Source organism: Saccharibacillus sacchari (assembly GCF_037722395.1).
Taxonomy (GTDB): domain Bacteria; phylum Bacillota; class Bacilli; order Paenibacillales; family Paenibacillaceae; genus Saccharibacillus; species Saccharibacillus sacchari_A.
In genome coordinates this window covers 18301-40309 of record NZ_JBBKAR010000037.1, presented here as the reverse complement: position 1 = coordinate 40309, position 22009 = coordinate 18301, and the positions used below count along the sequence as shown (strand labels likewise).

The following is a 22009-nucleotide window of genomic DNA, read 5'->3' as shown; positions in this document are numbered from 1 at the left end:
TTTCATGCGTTTCGACGAAGCCTTCCGGTGCGTGGATGTCCGCGGACCGGAAGGCTTTTCGACGCTTAAAAGATGTTTCTTTCTCTTGCCTGTTGCAAATAAAGACGGATATAGTAAAAAGAACAGTCAGCTCGTCACAGGCTTCGGCCTGTCGCGATTATAGGGAGCGGATGCGCAAATGAAAGCCGAACAGCGAAGGGAATGGATCGTCAACGAGTTATACCGGAACAAAAAAGTGCAGGTATCCGCGCTGGCGCAGCAGTTCGGCGTATCGGAAGAAACGGTGCGGCGGGATCTCGACAAGTTGGAAAAAGAAGGCGTCGCGCAAAAAAATTACGGCGGAGCGGTACTCAGCGCGCCGACCAATCGCGATCCGTCGTACGCGAGCCGGCACGATCTCAATCTGGAAGCCAAACGGATCATCGCGGGCTACGCGCTCGGCCTGATCCACGACGGCGACAGCCTGATGGCCGATACCAGTTCGACCGCGTTCGAGGCGCTGCGCATGCTGGCCGAACGCCGGGACAATCTGACGCTGATCACGAATTCGCTGGTCGCGCTGTCGGCGTTTCAACAATCCGGGCATCGGCTGATCGGCACGGGCGGTACGCTGGGCGCATCGACCAGTTCGTTCGTCGGACCGGACGCCGCGCGCACGATCGAGCGTTACAACGCGGACGTAGCTCTGCTCGGTTGCAAAGCATTGTCCATGCACGGAGGCATCTGCGATTCCAACGAAGCGGAAAGCGAACTCAAACTGCTAATGCGCCGCCAGGCGAACAAAACGATCCTGCTCGCCGACCATTCGAAGTTCGACCGGTTGGCTTTTATCCGGCTGTTCGATTTCGGCGATATCGACTTCGTGGTCACGGATCGGCAGCCGACGGACGAATGGATGGAATTTTTGCGCAAACGGGGCGTGACGCTGGTGTGCGGGGAACCGTCGTAAACGCGTAGCCCCGTACAACGTCAAAAATTCGATTCGCTAATGTCACGGACGGCACCGGGTAGCGGATCGTTCAATTTGGAAAAAGCGCGCGGCGATTTCTCAACCGAGAAGTCGCCGCGCGTTTTTCGTTCGTCTATTTCTAAAGGAAAAGCTGCTTTTCCCGAAACGTGCGGCATGACGCGCCACGACCCGCATACTGCATACCCCCGGCTGTCTAACCACAGGTAAACCCGATTCTTGTCTATTTACGTCTCCGCCGCACGCCGTCTACACTCGCAGGGAACAGAGCAGCGCAAAACGGAAAGGAGCGATTTTATGATAACGCTTACTCGGGAACATCTGGAACAAACGATCGAACGCGTCATCCAACGGATCCGGGATATGAGCGGGTCGATCGCGGAAACGGCGCCGATCGGCATCATTTCCATGGAAAATTGGGAATGGCCGCAAGGCGTCGGACTGTTCGCGCTGCACGGGTATTACCGGGAAACGGGCGATCGGCGGTTGTTGGACTTTTTGACGGATTGGTTCGACGCGCGCATCGCGGAAGGATTGCCGGACAAAAACGTCAACACGATGTGCCCGATGTTGACGTTGACTTATCTAGCCGAAGAAACGGGACGCCCGGATTATCTAGACTTGTGCCGCGAATGGCTGGATTACGTGCTGAACGAGATGCCGCGAACGGAAGAAGGCGGGCTTCAGCATGAAGTGACGGGCAGCGCCAACGAAGGGCAATTGTGGGACGATACGCTGTATATGACCGTGTTGTTCGTGGCGCGGATGGGCGTGCTGCTGCGCGACGAAATCTGCATTCAGGAAAGCGTGCGCCAATTCCTTGTGCATTTGAAATATTTGACCGATCCGTCGACAGGGTTGTTTTTCCACGGATGGACGTTCCACGAAGGCGGGCATCATTTCGCGAAAGCGTTGTGGGCGCGCGGCAATTGCTGGTATACGGCGGGGCTGGTCGATTATCTGGACATGATCAAGCTGCCGGAAGGGGTGCGGGGATTTTTGCTGTCGTCGCTGCGCCGCCAAGCGAACAAGCTTCTGGAATTGCAATCGGCGGAGGGGGCGTGGCATACATTGTTGAACGAACCGGAATCGTATTTGGAAACGTCGGCGACCGCCGCTTTCGCGTACGGGTTGCTCAAAGGGTACCGGCGCGGGTATCTGAATGAATCCGATCGGGACGCGGCGCTGCGGGCGCTGGATTACGTGCTGACGCAAATCGACGGCGACGGCGTCGTGCACGGCGTGTCGTACGGCACCGGGATGGGGCGCACGCTTCGGGAGTACCGCGATATTCCGATCTGTCCGATGCCGTACGGCCAGTCGATGACGCTGCTGCTGTTGGTCGAAGCATTGAAAAACGGTATCGGAGCAGGCGAGCCGAACAGCGGATTCGCGAGCGGACAGGGAGAAGGAGCAGACCGTCATGGATAAAACGCGAACGAACGAAACGGCGCCGCGGCCGAAGCAACGGCATGACGCGGACGGGAAAAAGCGCAGCGGGCTTGACGGTTGCGCGGAAAAAGAAAGCAATGCGACGTTCGCGAACGAAAGCGCCGCGTTGTCTGGCGTCGGCGTTGCGCCGTTTATGTCGGACCGCCTTGCGTTCCACGGCGCGGCTGAACTGGAGCCGGCGCCCGCGGGCGGCGTATACATTCGCCGCATTCCGGCCGCCGTGCGCGGCCGGCTTAACGCGCGCGGGCGCGTGATCGCAGCCGAAAGCACCGGCTGCGAGCTGCGCTTTGTCACGTCCTCGGACACCGTGGACGTGACGCTCGGCCTGCCGGCGCAGGAAGGCGCGGTGACGGTGTACCGCGGCGGAATGTTCCATTCCGAGCACCGGCTGGCCGCCGGAAGCGCGGCCGTGCTGCGGCTGCACGCGCCGCCGCGTTTGTGGCACGCCGACGGGGCGAAGCTGTCGGCGTCGGGGTTCGCGCCGGACGTCTGGCGCGTGTGCTTCGCCCGGGGCGAGGCCGTGTTTTACGGCCTGGACGCGTTCGGCGAAGACGTGCGGCCGCCGCGGGCGGACGAAGTGCCGCAGGCGAGGCTGCTCGCCTACGGCTCCTCGATTACGCACGGCGGCGAACAAAGCCACTCGGCGTATATCGCGCAGACGGCGCGGCGTCTGGGAGCGGACCTGTTCAATCTGGGCATGAGCGGCTCGTGCCTGTGCGAGCGGGAATTGATCGACTGGATCGCCCGGCGCGGCGATTGGGACATCCTTTTTTTGGAGCTGGGCGTCAATATGCGGGACCGGATGGACGGCGGCGAATTTCGCGCCGCGATTCGTTACGCGCTGGATACGCTGTGCGAAGCCCATCCGGGCAAGCCGATCTTCGTAACGACGATCTATCCGAATTTCGCGACGCTGGGCGGCGAATCGCCGACCGCTTCGGCGAAAGACGGGATGTTCAATGAAATTTTGCGCGAAGAAGCCCGCAAGCGCTCGGATTCGTTCAGGCTGCACCTGCTCGAAGGAGACTCTATTTTGCACGAAGCGGACGGGCTGTCTTGCGATCTGGTGCATCCGTCCGACGACGGCCATATCCGCATGGGCGAACAGTTGGCCCGGCAGATCGCCGGCACGCTCGAACGAGATACGTTTTTCCGCTCGTTCCGGCAGCGTTGACGGCGCGCGTTCCGCGCTTGTCCGGTCCGGGCGCCGCAGCGGAAAAAATGCCTGCTTTTCCGGACGCCGCATCTTCCTCGAACCGGCATCGGGCGCCCGCGATTTTCGTTTCGCGCATAGCGCCGCTCCGTTTTCCCAAAATCGCGCCCATTGTTTCGGAAGCGAAAAAATACGGAGCCTGATCTCGAAAAAATCCCGCAACGGCGCGGTTTTCACCCGATAAACACGAAAACTGGATATTGCCGCGCGTTCCGGCCGGAGGTATCGTAACAGGCAGAAACGATCTTTTCGCCGCTTCGTTCAACGCAAAATGATAACGCTTACTTAACGGCGGGGAATCGTTCTCGCCGATCGCAAAAGGAGGTCTACCATGAAAGCCAATCCCGCGAAAAACGTCCGGCTTCGGGAGCAGGAGCAGGCGCGATCGACAGGCGAAGCACGACGCTTCTGGCACACCCAACGCTTCAAAACGAATATGCCGCTATGGCTGATGTTTTTGCCGGTCATCGCTTTTTATCTCGTGTTCAAATACGCCCCGATGGCGGGGCTGGTGATCGCGTTCAAAAACTACACGTTTTACGAAGGCATCTGGGGCAGCCAATGGGTCGGATTCGACAATTTTCAAATGTTGTTTACGCAGTCGCAATCGCTGCAAATCATCCGCAATACATTGCTGCTGAGCGTGCTGAGCGTGGTGATCGCGTTTCCTTTTCCGATCATGCTGGCGATTATGCTAAACGAGGTACGCCGCAAATGGTTCCAAAAAACGGTGCAAACGCTCGTGTACCTGCCGCACTTTTTCTCCTGGGTCATCGTCGGCGGCCTGGTCGTCACCCTTTTCGCCCAAACCGGCATCGTCAACGTGCTGTTGGAACGGCTGACCGGGCAATCGTTCGCTTTTTTGTTTCATGAAGCTTCGTGGGTCGCGATCTTCCTCGGGTCGGGCATCTGGAAAGACGCCGGCTTCAGCGCGATCATCTATCTGGCCGCGCTCACTTCGATCGACCCGAGCCTGTACGAAGCGGCGTCGATCGACGGAGCGGGCAAATGGAAGCAGATCCGCCATATCACGCTGCCCGGCATCGCGCCGACGATCGTCATCATGCTGATTCTGGCGATGGGACGGGTCATGGAAGTCGGCTTCGATCAGGTGTACGTGCTGCAAAACTCGATCGTGTCCGGCATTTCCGAAGTCATCAGCACCTATATTTACGCGATCGGCCTGCAAGGCGGGCAGTTCAGCTTGACGGCGGCGCTCGGACTGTTCGAATCGCTCGTGGCGTTCGTGCTGGTGCTGCTCACCAACGCGGTCGCCCGCCGTTTCGGCAAAGGACTCTGGTAAGCGTTTATCCCGAAAGGAGGAGTCGGAATGAAATTCACCAAAGGCGAGCGTACGTTTTACGTATTCAATTACGTGTTGCTGACGCTGGCCGGCACCTTGTGCCTGCTGCCGCTGCTGCATCTGGCGTCGCTCTCGCTGAGCGGTAAAAACGCCGTTCTGTCGGGCTTCGTCTCGCTCTGGCCGCAAGAAATCACGTTCGAGTCGTATAAGCTGCTGTTCGAAGGCACGCCCATTTTGCGCTCGCTCGGCAACAGCGTGCTGATTACGCTCGTCGGCGTGGCGCTGAGCATGGTCGTGACGGTCTGCGCCGCTTATCCGCTGGCCCGCCGGGAATTTTACGGACGCCGCTGGATCTCCCTCGCGATCGTGTTCACGATGCTGTTCACGGGCGGCCTGATCCCGACGTATCTCGTGGTCAGTTCGCTCGGGCTGGTCAACAACTACGGTTCGCTGTGGCTGCCCGCGCTCGTCAGTACGTACAACATGATGATCATGCGTTCTTTTTTCGAAAATATCCCGGAAGAATTGGTGGAAGCGGCGCGAATCGACGGTTCGGGCGAATGGCGGCTGCTGCTGCGGATCGTGCTGCCGTTGTCGCTGCCGGTGCTCGCCACGATCGGACTCTTTTACGCGGTGTATTACTGGAATTCGTTTTTCAACGTGATGATCTATATCAACAGCCCCGAAAAGCTTAACCTCACCGTGCTGATCCAGCAGATGGTGCGCAGCCAATCGGTGCTTCAGGAGATCAACACGATGGATACGCAGCAGGTCACCAATATCACCCCGGAAGGGATCAAAGCCGCGGGCATCATGGTCATGATCCTGCCGATGCTCGCCCTCTACCCGCTGCTGCAAAAATATTTCGTGAAAGGGGTGACGCTCGGCGCGATCAAAGGGTGACCGACGACAAAGTAACAGGTTGCGCGTTTTCTTTTTCCGGATCTCACGCGTATTCAAATTCGAAGGGGGTTATTTCCGCATGACGAGAAAAAGACTGTCTGCCGTTCGCTCCGCCGCTCAAGCCCGCAAAGCCGTATATGCCGCTTTGGCCGTGACGTTCGCTTTGACGACGGCGGGCTGTAACGGCGGCGGCAACGCGACGAACGCCGAAGGAGGCGCGGGAACGTCGGCGTCCGGCGAATCGCGCGGTTCGATCACCGTATCGCTGTACGATCGCGGCACGGTGCCGTCGTCCGAAGGCACGATGGATAACAACCGTTGGACCAAATGGGTCAACGAAAACGGTCCGGTGAACGTGAAATACGTGACCGTGCCGCGCTTCGAATCGCTGCAAAAGTTCAACGTGCTGTTCGCTTCCCGCCAGGCGCCCGATCTTATTTTCGAATACGATACCGCTTATCAAGGCCAACTCTACAACCAAAAGCAACTGTTGCCGCTCGACGACCTGATCGCGCAGCACAGCACCGAATACAAAGCGATGCTGGACAAATATCCGGCGCTGAAAAAAGCGGGCATGATGGAAGACGGCAAAACGTATCTGGTCGGCCGCGCGATGGCGTTAGCACCGCAGCATTACCTGCTGATCCGCAAAGACTGGCTCGACAAGCTGGGGCTGGACGTGCCGACCACGCCGGAAGAGTTTCTCGCGGTCGCCGAAGCGTTCACGCAGCAAGACCCGGACGGCGACGGCCAGGCCAATACGGAAGGAACGGGACTCAGCTTCGTGGCGGGCATCATTTTGAACAACATGTACGGCACGGGCTTCACGCTGTTCGGCGAAGACCAGATTCCGTGGGTGCTGGAAAACGATCAGGTCGTACACGATTGGGACCGTATCCGGGCTTCGATCGCGTTCCAGCAGCAATTATACGACGCGGGCGTGGCCGACAAAGACTTCGTGACCGACAAAAACGGCGAAAAGCAAAAACAAACCTGGATATCCGGCAAGCTCGGCATCTACGGCAGCAACGGCGCGGACGTAGGTTCGTACGAAGCGCTCAAGCAAAACGTGCCGGACGCCGAAGTGATCGCGATCGCGCTTCCGACGACGGAATTCGGCAGCTACAGCCCGACGCTCAGCAGTCCGGTGCAGATGACGGGCATGGTGAACGCGGCGGCCAAAGACCCGGAAGCGGTCATGAGCATGATCGACTTCATGGTGAGCGACGAATACACCAACACGATCCAGAATGGCATCGAAGGCGTGAACTACGAGCTGACGCCGGACGGGCGCGCCAAAGCGATCGATCCGGAAAAAAACAAAACGGAACTGGAATACAACCGCGACATGAGCATGTTGACCCCGCTGATCGGCAAAAATTACGGGCTTAAAAACAAAGTCGATCCGACGCCAGCCGAACAGGATTACATCAAAATCTACGACGAAGCGGTAAAAGCGTACATGGACCCGTCCCGCCCGATGGTCGGCATCACCCAGCGCGCCTATCTGCCGCTGCTCCCGCAAAATCTCGCCACGCTCAACACCAACGCCAACAAAACGATTCTGGATATGGCGATGCAGACCATCGTTGGCGGAGGCGGACCAGCGGCGGTCGACCAATTCATTGCGGACGCGCAAGCAATCTGGGACAAAGCGGGCGGCGCGCAGGTCGACGAGTTTTACGCGAACTGGTACGCGGAGCATAAAGACGACGCGATCTTGATGGACGATATTTACGAAATGGGCGAGCAGATGAAACAGGACGAATAGACGAAGGTTCGGAAGTGTGCAAGTTCGTAAGTCCAGAAGGTCGGAAAAAGGCGGGAACCGTTTCGGTGAAGGCTTGCGGGCGCGGCCTGGCGTCAAAGATACTCGCCGTAAAGTGCGTAACGCAAGGGAGGAGGAGAGGCTTTGCAAGCATGGACGAAAGATGTCATGCGCCGGATTCACTCGGAAGCATCGGACAGCCTGGTTATCGAAAACGGGCTGGCGCGTTACGATCGGCCGGGGCATACGCGCCAGATCGCGCATTTGCCGTACTGCCACGAAGGTCGGGTATCGGCGGGGTATTACGCGTTGGGACGACTGGCGAACGCAGACGGCCCGCGCGAACGCGAAGCGGGGACTCAGACGCTGCAAGCGTTGGCGGAACTTCAGCTTCGCAATTCGGCGAACGACCGGTACGGCGCATTTCGCTGGTACGCGGAAGAAGCGGAGGTGCAGGATACGAACGCGGCGTTTTTTATCCTTATGCCGCTGGTGTCGCTGCGGCTTCGGGCGCCGGACGCCATGCCGGACGAGCATGTCGCGATCATGGACGGCATGCTGCGCCGCGCCGCGTTCTGGTTTGAACGCGAATGCCGCGAGCCGGAGCTGTACTACCCGAACAAAACGATGAGCGACGGCGCGATGCTGCTGGCGATCGCGCATCTGCTGGGCGACGGCGAACGGCTGGAAGCGGCGGCGGATTATTTCGAACGCTGGGAGTCGTACACGTCGCGGCGGGGCTGGGGTTGGGGCGAAAACATGAGTCTGGTGTATCAGGGGGTCATGCTGAACGCGTTAGCGATCGCGGAACCGCTGCTGCGTCCGCTTCGGCCGGCGCTTGCGGAAAAGTTAGCGCTGCATCGGAGATCGCTGCTCGATATTTTGCGGTTCCACGACGGCCGCGAGTTGGTGCCGACGATCCGCAGCTATAACTTCGGCGGCGAAGTACTGCGGCCCAGCTTGGCTTGGTTGATCGCGGGCGTGACAGGGACGGACGAGCTGGAGGAAACTTCGTTTCACGTGAACGATCTGTCCACGCTGCTGCTGTTCGATCCGGCGTTTCAAGCAAGCGGGAGTAAGGCCTTCAAGCAAAACGGACAAGACCTACAAAACGCAAACAGTACGGTCGAAGCGGCGAGCGGCAACGACGGACGTGCTTCGCGAAGCGAAAGCGTTGCGGACGATACAAGCAACAGGCATGGCGAAAACAGTGGCGTCGACGGTGACGGCGGTTCGCAAGCTTGGCCCCGCGTCCGCGAAGAACGGGTTTTCGACGCTGCCGCCGCGTATAGCTGGATCGGCCGCCGGACGCGGCTGGGTAGCCTGAATGAATTTCCGGTTATGCCGGGCAGCTATCAGCACGAGACGTGGGGATTGGGCTGGCAATGTTTTCCGCTGTCGGCGGCGGCCGAAACCGGACAAGTCTCGTATGCCCGCTGGTACGTCGACGACGGGGAGACCGTCCGTACGCATCCGGCGGAAAGTTACAAAACGGCTTATCTCATGCCGGCGCTGTTCCGCCGATCGCCGTATCCTCAAGTGCGCACGTTCGCCGCGCAGCGCGAATATGCGCTGTTGGCGCTGCGGGTGTTGGAACAGGTGAACCAGCCCATAGCGGAAATCGCCGACGAATGGCTCGTGCCTGGATTCGCCGGGCAAGCGGCCGAAATTCCGGGCGCGGACGGTCGCCTATGGCACGTGCTGCGTTACGACGGAGCGGCGATCGCCGTATCGCCGCTGCAAACCCGGCACGACGCGAAGTGCCGTCCCGGCGCGTTGCTCGCCGCGCGCGACGGGGAGCGGCTAAGGCTGCGCCAGATGTTGCATGCCGGAGCATCGGGCGAACCCGATTTGCCGCGAGTTTCCCGGATCGAAGCCGGCTGGGTCGTAGTCTGTCTGGACGACGTGGGCGACGAAGCCGCGATCGAGGCGCGCCTCTCGCGAATCTCGATCGAAGACGAAGTGCTGGACGACCGCGAAGTGCCGCGCGAAGCGCAAGAACGGATTCGGCGCGTGCGGCTGCTGGAACAAGGGAGCGAGCAGGTGCGGCTGGAACTTGATCCGCACCGTTCGGGATGTACATAACAGCCCGAAGACTGATGCTTATCGACAGATTGAACGAATACCGATTGAACGAATACCGACAACAGATCGCGTTTGCCTATTCTGCCATTCAATCCCGCCTGAGCGCGGAAGGAGATGAATCATGGACGGAAAAGTCTGGAAACGATTAAATGTATGCGTTATCATTGCGGTGTTGACGGTAGGCGGAACGTTGGGGGGAAGCGGGATCGGGAACGTGCATGCCGCCGCTTCAAGCGGTATCTTGGCGTCCGAAGAAGCGCCACCCGAAGGAAAGCCGACCGAAACGCCGCCGTCCGAACAGCCTGCGTCCGGGGAGACGCTGCCGGTCGAGCAACCGTCGCCGGGCGAACAGCCGGTCGAGCCGTCTCCCGAGGCTCCGGCGTCCGATCCGGAAGCTTCTTCGCCGGACGAAACGCTGGCGCCGACCGACGAGCAATCTTCCGTCTCCGCCGATTCCGAAGACCCGGCGCAAAGCCTGGTCTCGTCGGCCGCCGTGGTCGCCGACGATTTCGAATCCGGCACCGTCGGTTCGCCGCCTTCCGGTTGGACGATCGGCACGCCGCCCACGGGCGTGACGGCCAAAATCACGCAATCGGCCGAACGCGGCGGCAACGTGCTGCGGGTCGCGCAGGCCGCTCCGATCGCGAGCGGCCATAACTTCCGGCGCAATGCCGCGATCACGACGGACCGCAGCTCGCTGTCGTACAGCTTCAGCGTCGATCAGACGAACGCCGTAATCTATCTGCCGACGCCGGCCGGGGCCGGGCAGACCGGATCGCTGATCCAATTCGCCGTTTACGGCGGCGAGATCAGTTATATGAAGCAAGGCGTATCCGGCTGGACCAAACTGATGCCGATCGCGGCCGGTACTTGGTACGACGTGCGCCTCGCGATGAACAGCGCGGCGAATACGTTCGATCTGGAAGTCGACGGCCGCCGCCTGCTGACCAAAGAACCGATGAAAATTCCTGGCCCGATGGCCAGCTTTTACCTGGGGGTCTATCGCGAACATGCCGGATCGGCCAGCTTCGACGATTTTGTGGCCGCTGATTACGTCGCCGCCGCTTCGGCGGCTTTCGCCGAAAGCCAGTACGATCTGGCGATCGGACGGATGCTCGATCTGAAGCTGGACTTTCTTCCGACCGACGCGACGGACCGCAACGCGGCGTTCTCGTCCAGCGATGTATCGGTCGCCACGGTCGACGCGAACGGCCGGGTGACGGGCCTATCGCCGGGTACGGCGATCATCTCCGCGCAGCCGGACGAGAATATTCCGGCCGCCCAGACCACGGTCGTCGTCGCCGATATTCCGGCGACCGGCGTCGCGATCCAGCCGCTTGACGGTCCGGTTCCGGTCGGCTCGCGCGCGTTGCTGGATGCGACGATCCAGCCGGACGACACGACGGAAGCCGAACTGGATTGGAGTTCGTCGAACGAATCGGTCGCGACCGTCGACCGTTACGGCGAAGTGACCGGGGTATCGCCCGGATCGGTCACGATCACCGCCGCTTCGGCGAACGGCACGGCCGAAGGAACGATTTCGGTCACCGTCACCGCGCGCACGGTCATGACGCAATTGTTCGTGTCGCCGCAAGGCAGCGACAGCGGCGCAGGTAGCCAGGCGGCGCCGTTCGCCACGATCGGGCGGGCGCAGCAGGAAGTCCGGTCGCTCAACGACGACATGACGGGCGATATCTTGGTGAATCTGGGCGCGGGCACTTACGCGCTGGCCGATACGCTCAGCTTCGCGCCGGAAGACTCCGGCAGCAACGGCCACTTCGTGATCTATCGCGGCGCGGGCGGCGAAGATACCGTGCTCAGCGGCGGCCGCGAGATTTCCGGCTGGACGGAAACGCAGCCGGGCAGCGGCATTTACCGTGCGAACGCGCCCGCCGGGCTGGAGACGCGCCAACTGTTCGTGAACGGCGTAAGAGCGGTGCGGGCGCGCAGCGAAGGCGGACTGGACCGTCCGAACAAGACGGATGCCGGATATACGTCGCGCGATACGCAGATCGCGTCGTGGAGCGACGCGGACGAATTGGAACTGGTATTCGAAGACGTCTGGACCAATTCCAGGGTGCGCGTGCAATCGGTCACGCAATCGAACGGACTGGCGACCTTCACCCTGCGCAATCCGGGTTGGGCAAACGTCAAAAACCGGGGCCAGACGTCGGCGACCCTTCCGGTCTACTACGAAAACGCGCTGGAACTGCTGGACCAGCCGGGCGAATGGTACCATGACCGCGACAGCAATGTCATGTATTACATGCCGCGGCCGGGCGAAGACCTGAGCAACGCGGAAGTGGTCGCGCCGGAGCTGGAGCAGCTTGTGACCGTGACGGGGCTATCGGCCGATGCCCCGGTGCGCAACCTGAATTTCGAAGATCTGTCGTTCATGTATACGACCTGGATGCACCCGAGCACCGACGCCGGGCATTCCGATGCGCAAAACAACCATCTGCGTTATAGCGGCACGCCGGACGAACTGCCGCCCGCCGCGATCGAAGTGGAGCTGGCGAACACGGTCAACTTTACCGGCACGACGTTCGCCAAACTCGGCATCACGGGTCTGCGGCTGCAAAACGGCGTGCAAAACAGCCTGATCGAAGGCAACCGTTTCTACGATCTGTCGGGCGGCGCGGTCAACGTCGGCCAACCGAATTCGTCCAATCGGAACGTGTTCAATCCCGACGACCACCGGCTGAGCATGAAAAACGACGATGTGCTCAACAACGTGATCCACGATATCGGCGTCGATTACAAATCGGCGGCGGCCGTCTCGGCCGGGTATCCGCTCGATATGGAGATCAGCCATAACGAAATGTACAATCTGCCGTACAGCGGCGTGCATATGGGCTACGGCTGGGCCAAAGATTTCGATCCGGTCACGCGCAACGTCAAGATCGAAAGCAATCTGATCTACGACCTGATGTGTATGGGCCTGCGGGACGGCGGCGCGATCTACACGCTGGGCACCACGGGGGCGACGGCGGCCGACAAAAATCTCGTGCGCGGCAACTATATCCGCAACCAGCTCGACGCCAACGCGGCGCTGTATACGGACGAAGGCTCGGCGTACTGGAAATTCGACGGAAACGTGATCGACTTGAAAGACTCGCCGCCGTGGACGTCTCCGATGCGCTGGGCGATGGCGTACGTGCCGTCGATCCACGACGTCGAGTACGTGAACAACTATACGACGACAAGCACCTACACCAATAACGGCACCGGCGTCGTTTTCCAAAACAATACGGTCGTGCCGGACGCGAACTGGCCGCAAGCCGCGCAGGCGATTATCGCCGAAGCGGGTCTGGAAACCGCGTACGCGTCGCTGAACGATACGGACATCGGCCGCTGGAGCGCTGCCGGACTTGAATTGGAAGCGGGCGATACCGGCACATTGACTCCGGTCAAGCAGGGCGGCAAAGACGAGACGTTGAGCGGCGCGAATGCGGATATCCGTTACCGCAGCCTGAACCCGTCGGTCGCGACGGTGGACGCGCAAGGCGCCGTAACGGGCGTCGCGCAAGGAACGGCGGTCGTCGAGATCTCGATCGTCGAAGGCAGCGTGCAGCGCTTGCTGAACGTCGAGATTCAGGTGGGCGACGAGTGGGTCGGTTTTTCGCTGGACGGTCAGCCGGGCGGCATCGCGCATGTGCGCGAAGGTTCGACGCTTGAACTGGAGCCGCACGGCGTAACGCGCTTCGGCGATCGGGAAACGGCGGGCGCGGTGACGTACGCAAGCTCCGACGCTTCGATCTTTACCGTGAATGCCGCGGGAGAACTGACTGCGCACGCAGTCGGCACGGCGACGTTGACGCTGACCGGCGACGACCCGGACGGAACGCCTATCGTCACCGAATACGAAATCCGCGTCTGGAACGAACAAAGCGCCGATTCCGTCTCGCTGCAATCGGCGATCGAAGATCCGGAAGGCTGGTACGTCAACACGCCCGCCAATGGCTTGAGCGAACTGGAAAACGGCGTGCTCGCGCTGCGCGCCCCGGCCGGTTATACGGCGTACGCGGAACGCAAATTCCAGAACGAGAAGCTGCTGTTCGATCTGAAGATCGACGACGCGGCGGATTCAGCCAACTGGTACGCGATGATGCTGGGCAGCCAGGACATTTCGCAAAATTACAATACCGGCACGATGTATCTGGCGATCCTAAACCACGACAAGATCGAGCTGCATCGTTTCAACAAAGGCAAACGCACTATCCTGTACGGCACGGTCAGCCAAAACCCGGACGTTGCGGGGCCTGCGGGCTTCGGCGTGCCGAACACCATGCTCACGTTCGGCCAGCAGCACGAGATCGAAACGGGGCTGTTCCAGGAAAGCGGCGGCGTGCGCATCATTCTCAAGTCGGACGGGCAGGAAGTGTTCAATTATCTGGACACATCGACGGAAGCGATTGGCGGCGCGGGGTATCTGGGCTTTATCTCCCGCCAGCGGATCATGGAATTGTCGGAGTAATCCCGGAATCCAGGCGGTCGGCGCAGCGGAAACTTATTCGCTGCGCCGCTTCGTCCGTGCAGGCGCCGCTCTCGCGAAAAAGAAATCGGAAGGAGGGAGAACATGCACAAAAAGTGGCTGTACCGGTTGATCCTGTCGTATTTGCCGATCCTGTTCGCGGTCGTCTCGTGCCTGGTGATCGTGTTTTTTATGACGCTGGGCGACACCGTGCGCAAGCAGACGCTTCGGGCCAACGAGATTTACGCGCAAAACGTCGTCCAGGTATTGGACACGTCGCTGCGCGGCATCGAGACGCCGACGATCAAAGGACTGCTGCTGAACGACCGGGTCGACGCTTTTTTCCGGGAATCCCGGTCGTCCACGCCTTACCGCGATTACGGGGTGACCGAAGCGCTGCTTGATTTCATGTCTCCCTTGCCGATGATCGATTCCGTCTACGTATACCGCCGGGCGGACGACAAAGTGCTGATGCAGTCGTTTTCCTCGTCGCTGCCGGCGTTCGGAGACCGGGCTTTTATCGAAAAAACGCTGGCCGAGCCGGACGCTCCGGCATGGAGCGGATTGCGGCAGATGATGCTTTTTCCGGGCGACCGCGATCCGAGAGCCGTCGTGTCGCTGAGCAAGCAGGTGCCTTATTTTTCCGGGGAGCAGGGCGTGATCGTCGTCAACGTGCGCAAAGAATCGATTCAGTCGATGATCGGGGAGATGGGCCGCGAAAACGTGGACGTCTGTATCAAAGACGCGGTCGGCGGCATCATCGGAGGATCGGAGCAAAGCTGTTCCGACGAAAGCGGGCGCGAAAAAATCGCGTTGGTGTCGCCGTATACCGGCTGGAACGTGGAAATTCGGCTGGCGGGAGTCGGCGCGTTTTCGCTATTGTCCGCTTTTTCCAATCTGTGGGCGCTGCTCGGCTTCGCCGCGATCATCGGAGGCATCGCCGCCATGACGTATATCAGCCACCGCCATTACCGCCCGCTCGGTCAGGTCATGAACCGGATCGCGGCACTGGCGGAGCAGCATCGGGAACGCGGCATTTCGGCGCCGGGACGCAGCGACGACGAATTTGCTTTTATCGAACGGTCGCTGGAAAAGCTGATCGAGCAAGCCAACGATTACGAACGGCAGCAGGCGGAAGGATTGCCGTACCGCCGCGCCCACCTGTTCAAAGAACTGCTGGAAGGCAGCCGCGATATGCCGCCGGAAGAATGGGTGCGGGAAACGTCCAGTCTCGGCATGAACGGGGAATTCGCGGGCAGTCTGGTCGGGGTGGCCGAGATCGATGCGTACGCTTCGTTGTCGGCGGAGCATACCCCGCGCGATCTGGCGCTGTTCAAGTTCATGCTGCACAGCGTCATTCAAGAGATCGCGGACGAATGCGGCGAACCGCTGTGGACGGAGTGGATCGGGCCGGATCGGTTGGGACTGCTGTACCGGCCGCGTCCGGATTCCGGGCGCGACGCCGATCCCGTACGCTTGGCGGCGATGGCGCAACAGGCGTGCGGCTGGGTGAAGCAGAACGCCAAGTTTACCGCGACATTCGGTTTCGGCGGAGCGGCGGAAGATCTGACGGCCATCGCCGCTTCGTACCGCAAAGCGCTAGCCGCGCTGGACCGCAAAGTGGCGGAAGGGCCGGGAGGCGCGTATGTGTTCGGCCGGGCGGGAGAAGGAGGCGCGGGCAGCGGCGGGATGGACGCGCTCGTGCAAACGGTGCGTGAAGCCGCTTTGGCGTTCCGGCTCGGCAGCGGCGAGTGGGAAGGATTGGTGGAACGGTTTTTCGCGCTGATGTCGGCGGACGGCTGTTCCAAAGAAGACGTGGTGCGGCTGCTGAAGCTGCTGCAAGCGCAGTTCGGGCGAGAGATGCACGAGCTACCGCAGCCGATGCAGGAGATCTGGGCGGACTGCGGGCTGCGCGGCGTTCCGTCGTCGACGGCGGATTTCGAATGGATCGGCGAATTGAGAGGCCCGTTGCTCGATTCGCTGCGCGAAGCGGAACATCGGTTGCGCGAAAGCCGCATGAACCGCGAGCATTACGATCTGGCGAACCGGATGCGCGAATACGTGGCGGAGCATTACGGCGATCCCGACTTTTCGTTGACGCAGATCAGCGAAGCGTTCGACGGTAACGCCAAAACGATCAGCCGCATTTTCAAAGAAGAATTGGGCGAAAAGTTCGTCGATTACCTGACCCGGCTGCGGATGGAAGAAGCCAAGCGGCTGTTGGTCGAGACCGACGAATCGGTGCAGGACATCGCGGAAAAGGTCGGGTACCTGTATCCGATGTCGTTTATCCGCGTGTTCAAAAAGCTCGAAAACGCGACGCCCGGCGAATACCGTAAAGAACGGCAAACCGACGCTTCGATCCGCAAACGGGGAGGCTGAAAGGAGTAGAAGATGAAAAGAAGCATGTACCGGGCCTGGAGCGACGACGCCGAAGCGGCGAAAGCTTTTTTCCGGGCGTACGGCGAGGTTGAACAAAATCCGAAAATCGTAGCGGCGCTGAACCAAGCGGGCGTGACGCGAATCAGCTTGTTCGAAAGCGGCGGGCATTGGTTGTTGTATATGGAAAAGGAAGCTGGCGTGCCAGCGGAATTCGGGGAGCAAGCAGGCAAGATAGCGCAAACCGAATCCGATCGTCCAAAAAAGCTGTCGGATTGCGAACCGCTTTTGGCGAACATTCAACCGCGACACGGCGATATTCAAGCTTCGTTTTTCGAATTTCTTTTTCCCGGACTTGAATCCGTGCTTGCGCTGTGGCCGGGCGAGCCGGAGCGCCGGATTTTCGTGCCGATGAGCGACATTTTCCATTATCGGCGCGATACGGACCCCGGATTCGGGCGAAGAACGCTCAAGACCGAAAGTTGCGGGCGTCTGGCGCGGCTTCGGTCGGAGAAGGTGTCTAGTTACGTGTTTTACCATTATCAATATCAGGAAGAAAAGCCGGGGGACGGCGACAAATACGGCATCATCGCACTGCACGAACAATGGTTGTTTTTCTATGCCGAGCGGCCTGCGACGATCGAAGCGGCGCCGTACGAAGGGTCGTTGAACACGCGCCGCACGCCGAACGATTGGGGAGCGGTCATGCGGACGCATTTTATCCCGTGGACAGACGCTTCCGGCGACGAAGAAATCTGGTTAAACCTGAACCGCGTGCTGGAGTTTCGGGCGGCGGAGGAAGAAAGGGAATGAAAATATGAAGCGGAAAACGGAACGGACGATGCCGGAAACGGAACAGGGAGCGGAAAAAAGAACGGAAAAAGGTTTGCGAAAAAGGTCGGGAAAGCAGGCTTTTCGCGACGCGCTGTGCCTGAACGGAGAATGGGACTTCATGCCGCTGTACGATCGCCCGCAGGAGCTGTCGCTGCCGAAGTCCGCCGCGTACGAAAAACGCAAAGTAAGCGTGCCGTCGAGCTGGAGGGGATCGTACGAGTCGCGTCCGGGGTATACGTTCGGCCGGATCGAGGCGTACGGATTCGAATTGTTCGCGCCGTACGGCTATCCGCCGGAGTGGGATCGGGCGGAAGCGGGACTGCTGCGCCGAAGTTTCGTCGTGCCGCAAGAATGGGAAGATCGGCGTATCCTACTGCGGCTGGACGGCGTGATGCAGCAGGCGGCGGTGTACGTGAACGGGCAAAAGCTCGCGGTCTGGCGGGACGGTTATCTGCCGCTTCGGCTCGATCTGACTTCGCTTGTGCGTCCCGGCGAGACATGCGAGCTTCAGGTGATTTGCGCGAATTTCGATAAAACGGCGATCGCGTCCGGCGCAGTCAAATCGACCGGGCTGACCGGATCGTGGTTTGGCTATCTGGCGCGCGGGCTGTGGCAGGACGTCTGGTTGGAAAGTATCCCGCACGCGGCGGTGGAATCGGTGTCGGTGCGCACGTCCGTACGGGAAAATCGGTTGGAGATCGACGCGTCGGTCGGCGGCAGCGCAGAATTGAGATTGGCCGGTCGGCTGTCGGTCGGCGAGAGCGCAGGATTGCCGTCGGCCGATACGCTGTCGGTCAGGTTGAACGTGCGCCGGGCGGATCGGCCGGACAAAGCTCCGGTGCTGACGGCGGAGATCGGGCTGGGAGCACGGCTCGGGGACGAATCGGGCATCGGTTCGGGAATCGATTCGGGTACAGAGTTGGAAAAAGATTCGGTCATAGAGTTTGGAAGAGCGTCGGGAATGTACTCGGTAATAAAATCTGGAGTCGATTCCGGAATAGATTCCAAAACAAAGGCCGAAATAAAGACCGATACCTTTTACTCTTGCTGTGCTAACGACGCTTCTTCTTACGGCTTTTCTCGGACCGAACGGGGCGGCGGCAGCGAGGAAGAACGAGAGTCGCGTTTATGCGAAAACGAATGGCGTCCGCCGATCGGGACTGCGCGGTTCCGTCTGGATTGGCGCGACGCGGAGCTGTGGAGCCCGGATTCTCCGGTGCTGTATACGGCGGAACTGGAACTGCTGCATGACGGAATCGCGGTCGATCGAATCGTCGAAACGTTCGGATTCCGCGAATTTTGGATCGACGGGCCGACGTTCATGCTGAACGGGATTCCGTTGTCGCTGCGCGGGGATTCGTGGCATTTTCAAGGACCGACGCAGCAAACGGAAGCCTACGTGCGCGCCTGGTACGGGATGTGCCGCGAAGTCGGCGTCAATTGTATCCGGCTGCACGCGGAACCGTACCCCGAGTATTTTTTGCGCATCGCGGACGAAATGGGCATGTTGATTATCGGAGAAACGGCGATCTACGGTTCCGGCAAGTCGATGGCCGCCGATCACCCGGATTATATCCGCAACGCTCTCGATCATGTGCAGCGCCTGGTGCGGCGGGACCGCAACCATCCGTCGGTCGTGATGTGGAGCGTGGAGAACGAGATGCGTTGGGTCGACGGGCGCGACGCGTTCAAACGGCAGATCCCGGCTTTGATGGAGAATATGCGCAGGCTTGATCCGACCCGCCCGATCGTCGCGGAAGGCGATAACCGGCTGCTGCCCAAAGCGCTGACCGAAGCGGAAAGCCGGCATTACAATATCGACGGCACGATCGCCCAGTGGGACCGGAGCGTTCCACTGACGTTCGGCGAGCACGGGAGCTGGTGGTATATCTGTCCGCAGAACGCCAGCGTGTACGCGGGTTTGAAAGCCTACCGGCACACCAACGAAGCGGTCAAAGGATTGGCGGAAAAAGAGCGGCTGTTCGTCGAATACGCGCGGCGGCAAGGCGTATCCGGCATCTCGACGTTCAACTTCGCGCATTATTTCATGCGCGCCATGCCGGAGCAGAATATTCTGCTGGAATGGGCCGATCCGACAGCGCCGGGCGTCAAACCGGCGTATATCCCGGCGTATTCGCTGACGCTGAACAACGGCCTGCTGCCGCCGGAGTATCCGCTTTACCGGCCGAATCCGGCGTTCGCCGTCATGCGCGAAGCGTTCCGTCCGGCGGCGCTGATCGCGGCGCAATACGACCGCTGCTTTTTCGACGATGCGCCGATCGTGCGCAGCTTCGACGTGTATAACGACACGTTGGTCGCACGCGACGTGACCGTGGAATTCGCGGTCGCGCAGGGAGGGCGCGAACTGCGGCGGGAACGCTTGGAATTCCGCCAGCTTCCGGCGGAGAAAAAAGTCGCGGCGTTCGAATGGCGGCCGGAGCCGGTAGGATCGGTCGCGGAAGATGCGAAAACCGAATACGTCGCGACAGACTCGAAAGAACGCGCCGTCGCGAAAGAACTGAACGCGACAGAGCTGAAAGAAGAAGCTATCGAGCTGACGGCCGTGCTGTATCACGACGGGCGGAACGTGCATGAAGTCCGGAAAACGTACCGTTTGTTTTCCGCCGTGCTCAAAAGCTCGCCGCTTAATTTGCGAAGCTCCTGCCTATATGTCGGAGGAGAAGACGATTACGCTTTGTTGCGAAGCCTGGTTCCGGGCTGCCGCCGGATTTCGGCAAGCGGAATCGGAGAGCAAGACGCGGCGGCACTGTTGGTCGTCGGCAGTTCTATTCGCGACGAAGACGGGGCGATCGAACGCGGGATCGGCACGTTCGCCGCGCGCGGAGGACGCGTGCTGTTGCTGGAACAGGAGTCGTTCTCGATCGGTCTCCTGACGCTGAGCCGCCGCGATTTTATCCGCGCGCATGCCGCGAGTTACGACCATCCGATCTTGGACGGATTCGGCGACGACGATCTCATGTTCTGGGAACCGGAACTGCGCGAGGCAGGGCCGGTGCCGCTGTGCACGGCGGCTTACGAAAAGCCGGCGGCAGGCGATTACCGCCTGCTGCTGGAAAGCAGCGCCGGCGACTTCGGAGACGGCGGCGATTTGTGGACGCCGCTGCTGGAATATCGCGGCGGCGGAGGTTACCTGCTCGCGAACCAGCTCGGGCTGACGAGCCGGTTCGCGCGCGTGCCGCAGGCATGCGTACTGCTGCGCCGGCTGCTGGCGCATGCGGACCGCGCGGAGTCCGCCGCGCTGGCGGACGCGCGACCGCAGGGCACGGCTGCGGGAAGCGCCGCTGCGCGCTTCCTCGGCGCGCCGGACGGCGCCGGCGCGCGCCTGCTTGCGGCGCTGCGCCTGCCGCATCGGCCGCTTCGCGGCAGCCGCGAGGCGGCGCACGCCGTTTCGGCTTCGCCGCCGCAGCCGCCTGATCCCGCCTTGCTGCTGATCGAGCCGGACGAGCTGCTGCGGTCCGGCGTGCCGGAGGCCGCCCGCGCCTTCGCCGAAGCCGGCGGCGCGGTAGTCGTGCTGCCGTGCTTGCCGAAGCACGGCGAAGCGCTGGCGCGCTTGCTCGGACGCCGCGTCGGAATCGCGGCCCGCGAAGCTTACCAGCTTGAAGCGGATTACGCGTATCCGCTCGCCGCAGGCTTAAGCCCGGCCGACCTGTTCGGTCTGGACAAAGTGCATCATTCGCCGCGCGACGTCGAAAATCTGCCGCTCGGGCTGCATCGGATCGAAGCCGACGGCGGCCGTCCGATCTGCGTCAGCGTGGAAGGCACGGCCTGGAAAGATTATTTTGTGCACAAGCACACGGCCGAGCATAGCCGCTTGGCGCTGGTGGAACTGAACCGCGACCGCGCGCAGCCGCCCGGCACTTTCGTCGCCGAGTTTCCTGTCGGCGCGGGAAGGATAATCTGCTCGCAGATTATCCTTCGTCCCGAATTGGACAAGAACGTGCGGCTTTACGCCCGTTTGCTCGCCAATTTGGGCGCGGCGTTCGACGACGATCTGTGGAGCAGTGTCAAAAGCGACGCCCAGCACGCGATCGAATCCATGATGGCGCTGCCGTGCGAGCCGTACCAGGACGAGCAGGCGATGCGCGCGTATTATACCGATCCCGACTTTTCGCTCAACAATCTGGGCGAAGGACTGTACGGCTGGATGAAGAAAAAAGAACGCCATCCGCAAGACGGCACGATGCGCATCGCGGATTCGGCAGGCGGTTTGTGGTTTTTGAGCGCTTTTGTTGAACTGCCTGCCGTTCAACTTCGCGACTCCACGCCGCGCTCTGTTCGTTTCCGCACGTCCGGCAATCCGGCTTCGGTCGAGCTTTGGCTGAACGGCCGACCGCTCGAAAGTCCGTTGTTCCGCTCGCAGCTTCGCCCCGGACTCAACCGCCTGATCGCGATCGTTCGCGGCGGAGCGGAAGATATTCGGCTCGCCGTGTTCGTCGAACACCCCGACGGCACGCCGATGAACGACTTGCGCTACAACATGACGATCGACGAGGTAACGCCGAAGTAATCGAATATCCGATCACTTTTCGTGCTTGTGCTACGGCTGCCGAAAATGATTGCTGAACAAACACGATCTTCCGTACGCCATATGCACGCCGGAGCTGTTGGCA

Annotated in this window: 11 protein-coding genes; all 11 read left to right on the top strand. The window is 60.7% G+C overall.

All coding sequences use genetic code 11. The features are described from left to right. Positions 1-178 precede the first annotated feature (178 nt). The 11 genes from WKI47_RS14185 (at position 179) to WKI47_RS14135 (ending at position 21906) form a co-directional block, all read left to right on the top strand. Positions 179-949: a DeoR/GlpR family DNA-binding transcription regulator gene (locus WKI47_RS14185; protein ID WP_340227802.1), complete on the top strand. Its 771-nt coding sequence runs from the start codon at positions 179-181 to the stop codon at positions 947-949. Positions 950-1264: 315 nt separating this feature from the next. After that, the gene (locus WKI47_RS14180) at positions 1265-2398 is read left to right on the top strand and encodes a glycoside hydrolase family 88/105 protein (RefSeq protein ID WP_340227801.1); all 1134 of its coding nucleotides are present in this window, start codon (positions 1265-1267) and stop codon (positions 2396-2398) included. Beyond that, entirely contained in the window at positions 2391-3593 is a 1203-nt protein-coding gene (locus tag WKI47_RS14175) for a GDSL-type esterase/lipase family protein (protein WP_340227800.1), read from the top strand. Before WKI47_RS14180 ends, WKI47_RS14175 begins: the two co-directional genes overlap by 8 nt. A gap of 370 nt (positions 3594-3963) precedes the next feature. Next, complete coding sequence (locus tag WKI47_RS14170; RefSeq protein WP_425355464.1) at positions 3964-4935, top strand: ABC transporter permease; 972 nt, start codon at positions 3964-3966, stop codon at positions 4933-4935. Positions 4936-4962: 27 nt separating this feature from the next. After that, positions 4963-5838, top strand: a complete 876-nt coding sequence (locus WKI47_RS14165; protein ID WP_340227799.1) for a carbohydrate ABC transporter permease — start codon at positions 4963-4965, stop codon at positions 5836-5838. A 79-nt stretch (positions 5839-5917) separates the two neighbouring features. Continuing rightward, complete coding sequence (locus tag WKI47_RS14160) at positions 5918-7609, top strand: extracellular solute-binding protein (RefSeq protein ID WP_340227798.1); 1692 nt, start codon at positions 5918-5920, stop codon at positions 7607-7609. A 141-nt stretch (positions 7610-7750) separates the two neighbouring features. Continuing rightward, on the top strand, positions 7751-9691 hold the full coding sequence (locus WKI47_RS14155) for a hypothetical protein (RefSeq protein WP_340227797.1): 1941 nt from the start codon (positions 7751-7753) through the stop codon (positions 9689-9691). 121 nt (positions 9692-9812) lie between these two features. Then, positions 9813-14168 carry an Ig-like domain-containing protein gene (locus WKI47_RS14150; protein ID WP_340227796.1) on the top strand — a complete coding sequence of 1452 codons (4356 nt, stop codon included), beginning with the start codon at positions 9813-9815 and terminating at the stop codon, positions 14166-14168. Positions 14169-14270: 102 nt separating this feature from the next. Then, positions 14271-16547, top strand: coding sequence for a helix-turn-helix transcriptional regulator (locus WKI47_RS14145; protein ID WP_340227795.1), 2277 nt, complete (start codon positions 14271-14273; stop codon positions 16545-16547). A 12-nt stretch (positions 16548-16559) separates the two neighbouring features. Continuing rightward, a complete protein-coding gene (locus tag WKI47_RS14140) occupies positions 16560-17357 on the top strand; it encodes a hypothetical protein (RefSeq protein ID WP_340227794.1) in 798 nt (265 codons plus the stop codon). Between the two features lie 4 nt (positions 17358-17361). Beyond that, positions 17362-21906 carry a glycoside hydrolase family 2 protein gene (locus tag WKI47_RS14135; RefSeq protein ID WP_340227793.1) on the top strand — a complete coding sequence of 1515 codons (4545 nt, stop codon included), beginning with the start codon at positions 17362-17364 and terminating at the stop codon, positions 21904-21906. The last annotated feature ends 103 nt before the right edge of the window (positions 21907-22009 follow it).

Excerpts from the sequence above, each read along its gene's own strand:
- WKI47_RS14185 (WP_340227802.1), top strand. The coding sequence starts at position 179 with ATGAAAGCCGAACAGCGAAGGGAATGGATCGTCAACGAGTTATACCGG.
- WKI47_RS14180 (WP_340227801.1), top strand. The coding sequence starts at position 1,265 with ATGATAACGCTTACTCGGGAACATCTGGAACAAACGATCGAACGCGTC.
- WKI47_RS14175 (WP_340227800.1), top strand. The coding sequence starts at position 2,391 with ATGGATAAAACGCGAACGAACGAAACGGCGCCGCGGCCGAAGCAACGG.
- WKI47_RS14170 (WP_425355464.1), top strand. The coding sequence starts at position 3,964 with ATGAAAGCCAATCCCGCGAAAAACGTCCGGCTTCGGGAGCAGGAGCAG.
- WKI47_RS14165 (WP_340227799.1), top strand. The coding sequence starts at position 4,963 with ATGAAATTCACCAAAGGCGAGCGTACGTTTTACGTATTCAATTACGTG.
- WKI47_RS14160 (WP_340227798.1), top strand. The coding sequence starts at position 5,918 with ATGACGAGAAAAAGACTGTCTGCCGTTCGCTCCGCCGCTCAAGCCCGC.
- WKI47_RS14150 (WP_340227796.1), top strand. The coding sequence starts at position 9,813 with ATGGACGGAAAAGTCTGGAAACGATTAAATGTATGCGTTATCATTGCG.
- WKI47_RS14145 (WP_340227795.1), top strand. The coding sequence starts at position 14,271 with ATGCACAAAAAGTGGCTGTACCGGTTGATCCTGTCGTATTTGCCGATC.
- WKI47_RS14140 (WP_340227794.1), top strand. The coding sequence starts at position 16,560 with ATGAAAAGAAGCATGTACCGGGCCTGGAGCGACGACGCCGAAGCGGCG.
- WKI47_RS14135 (WP_340227793.1), top strand. The coding sequence starts at position 17,362 with ATGAAGCGGAAAACGGAACGGACGATGCCGGAAACGGAACAGGGAGCG.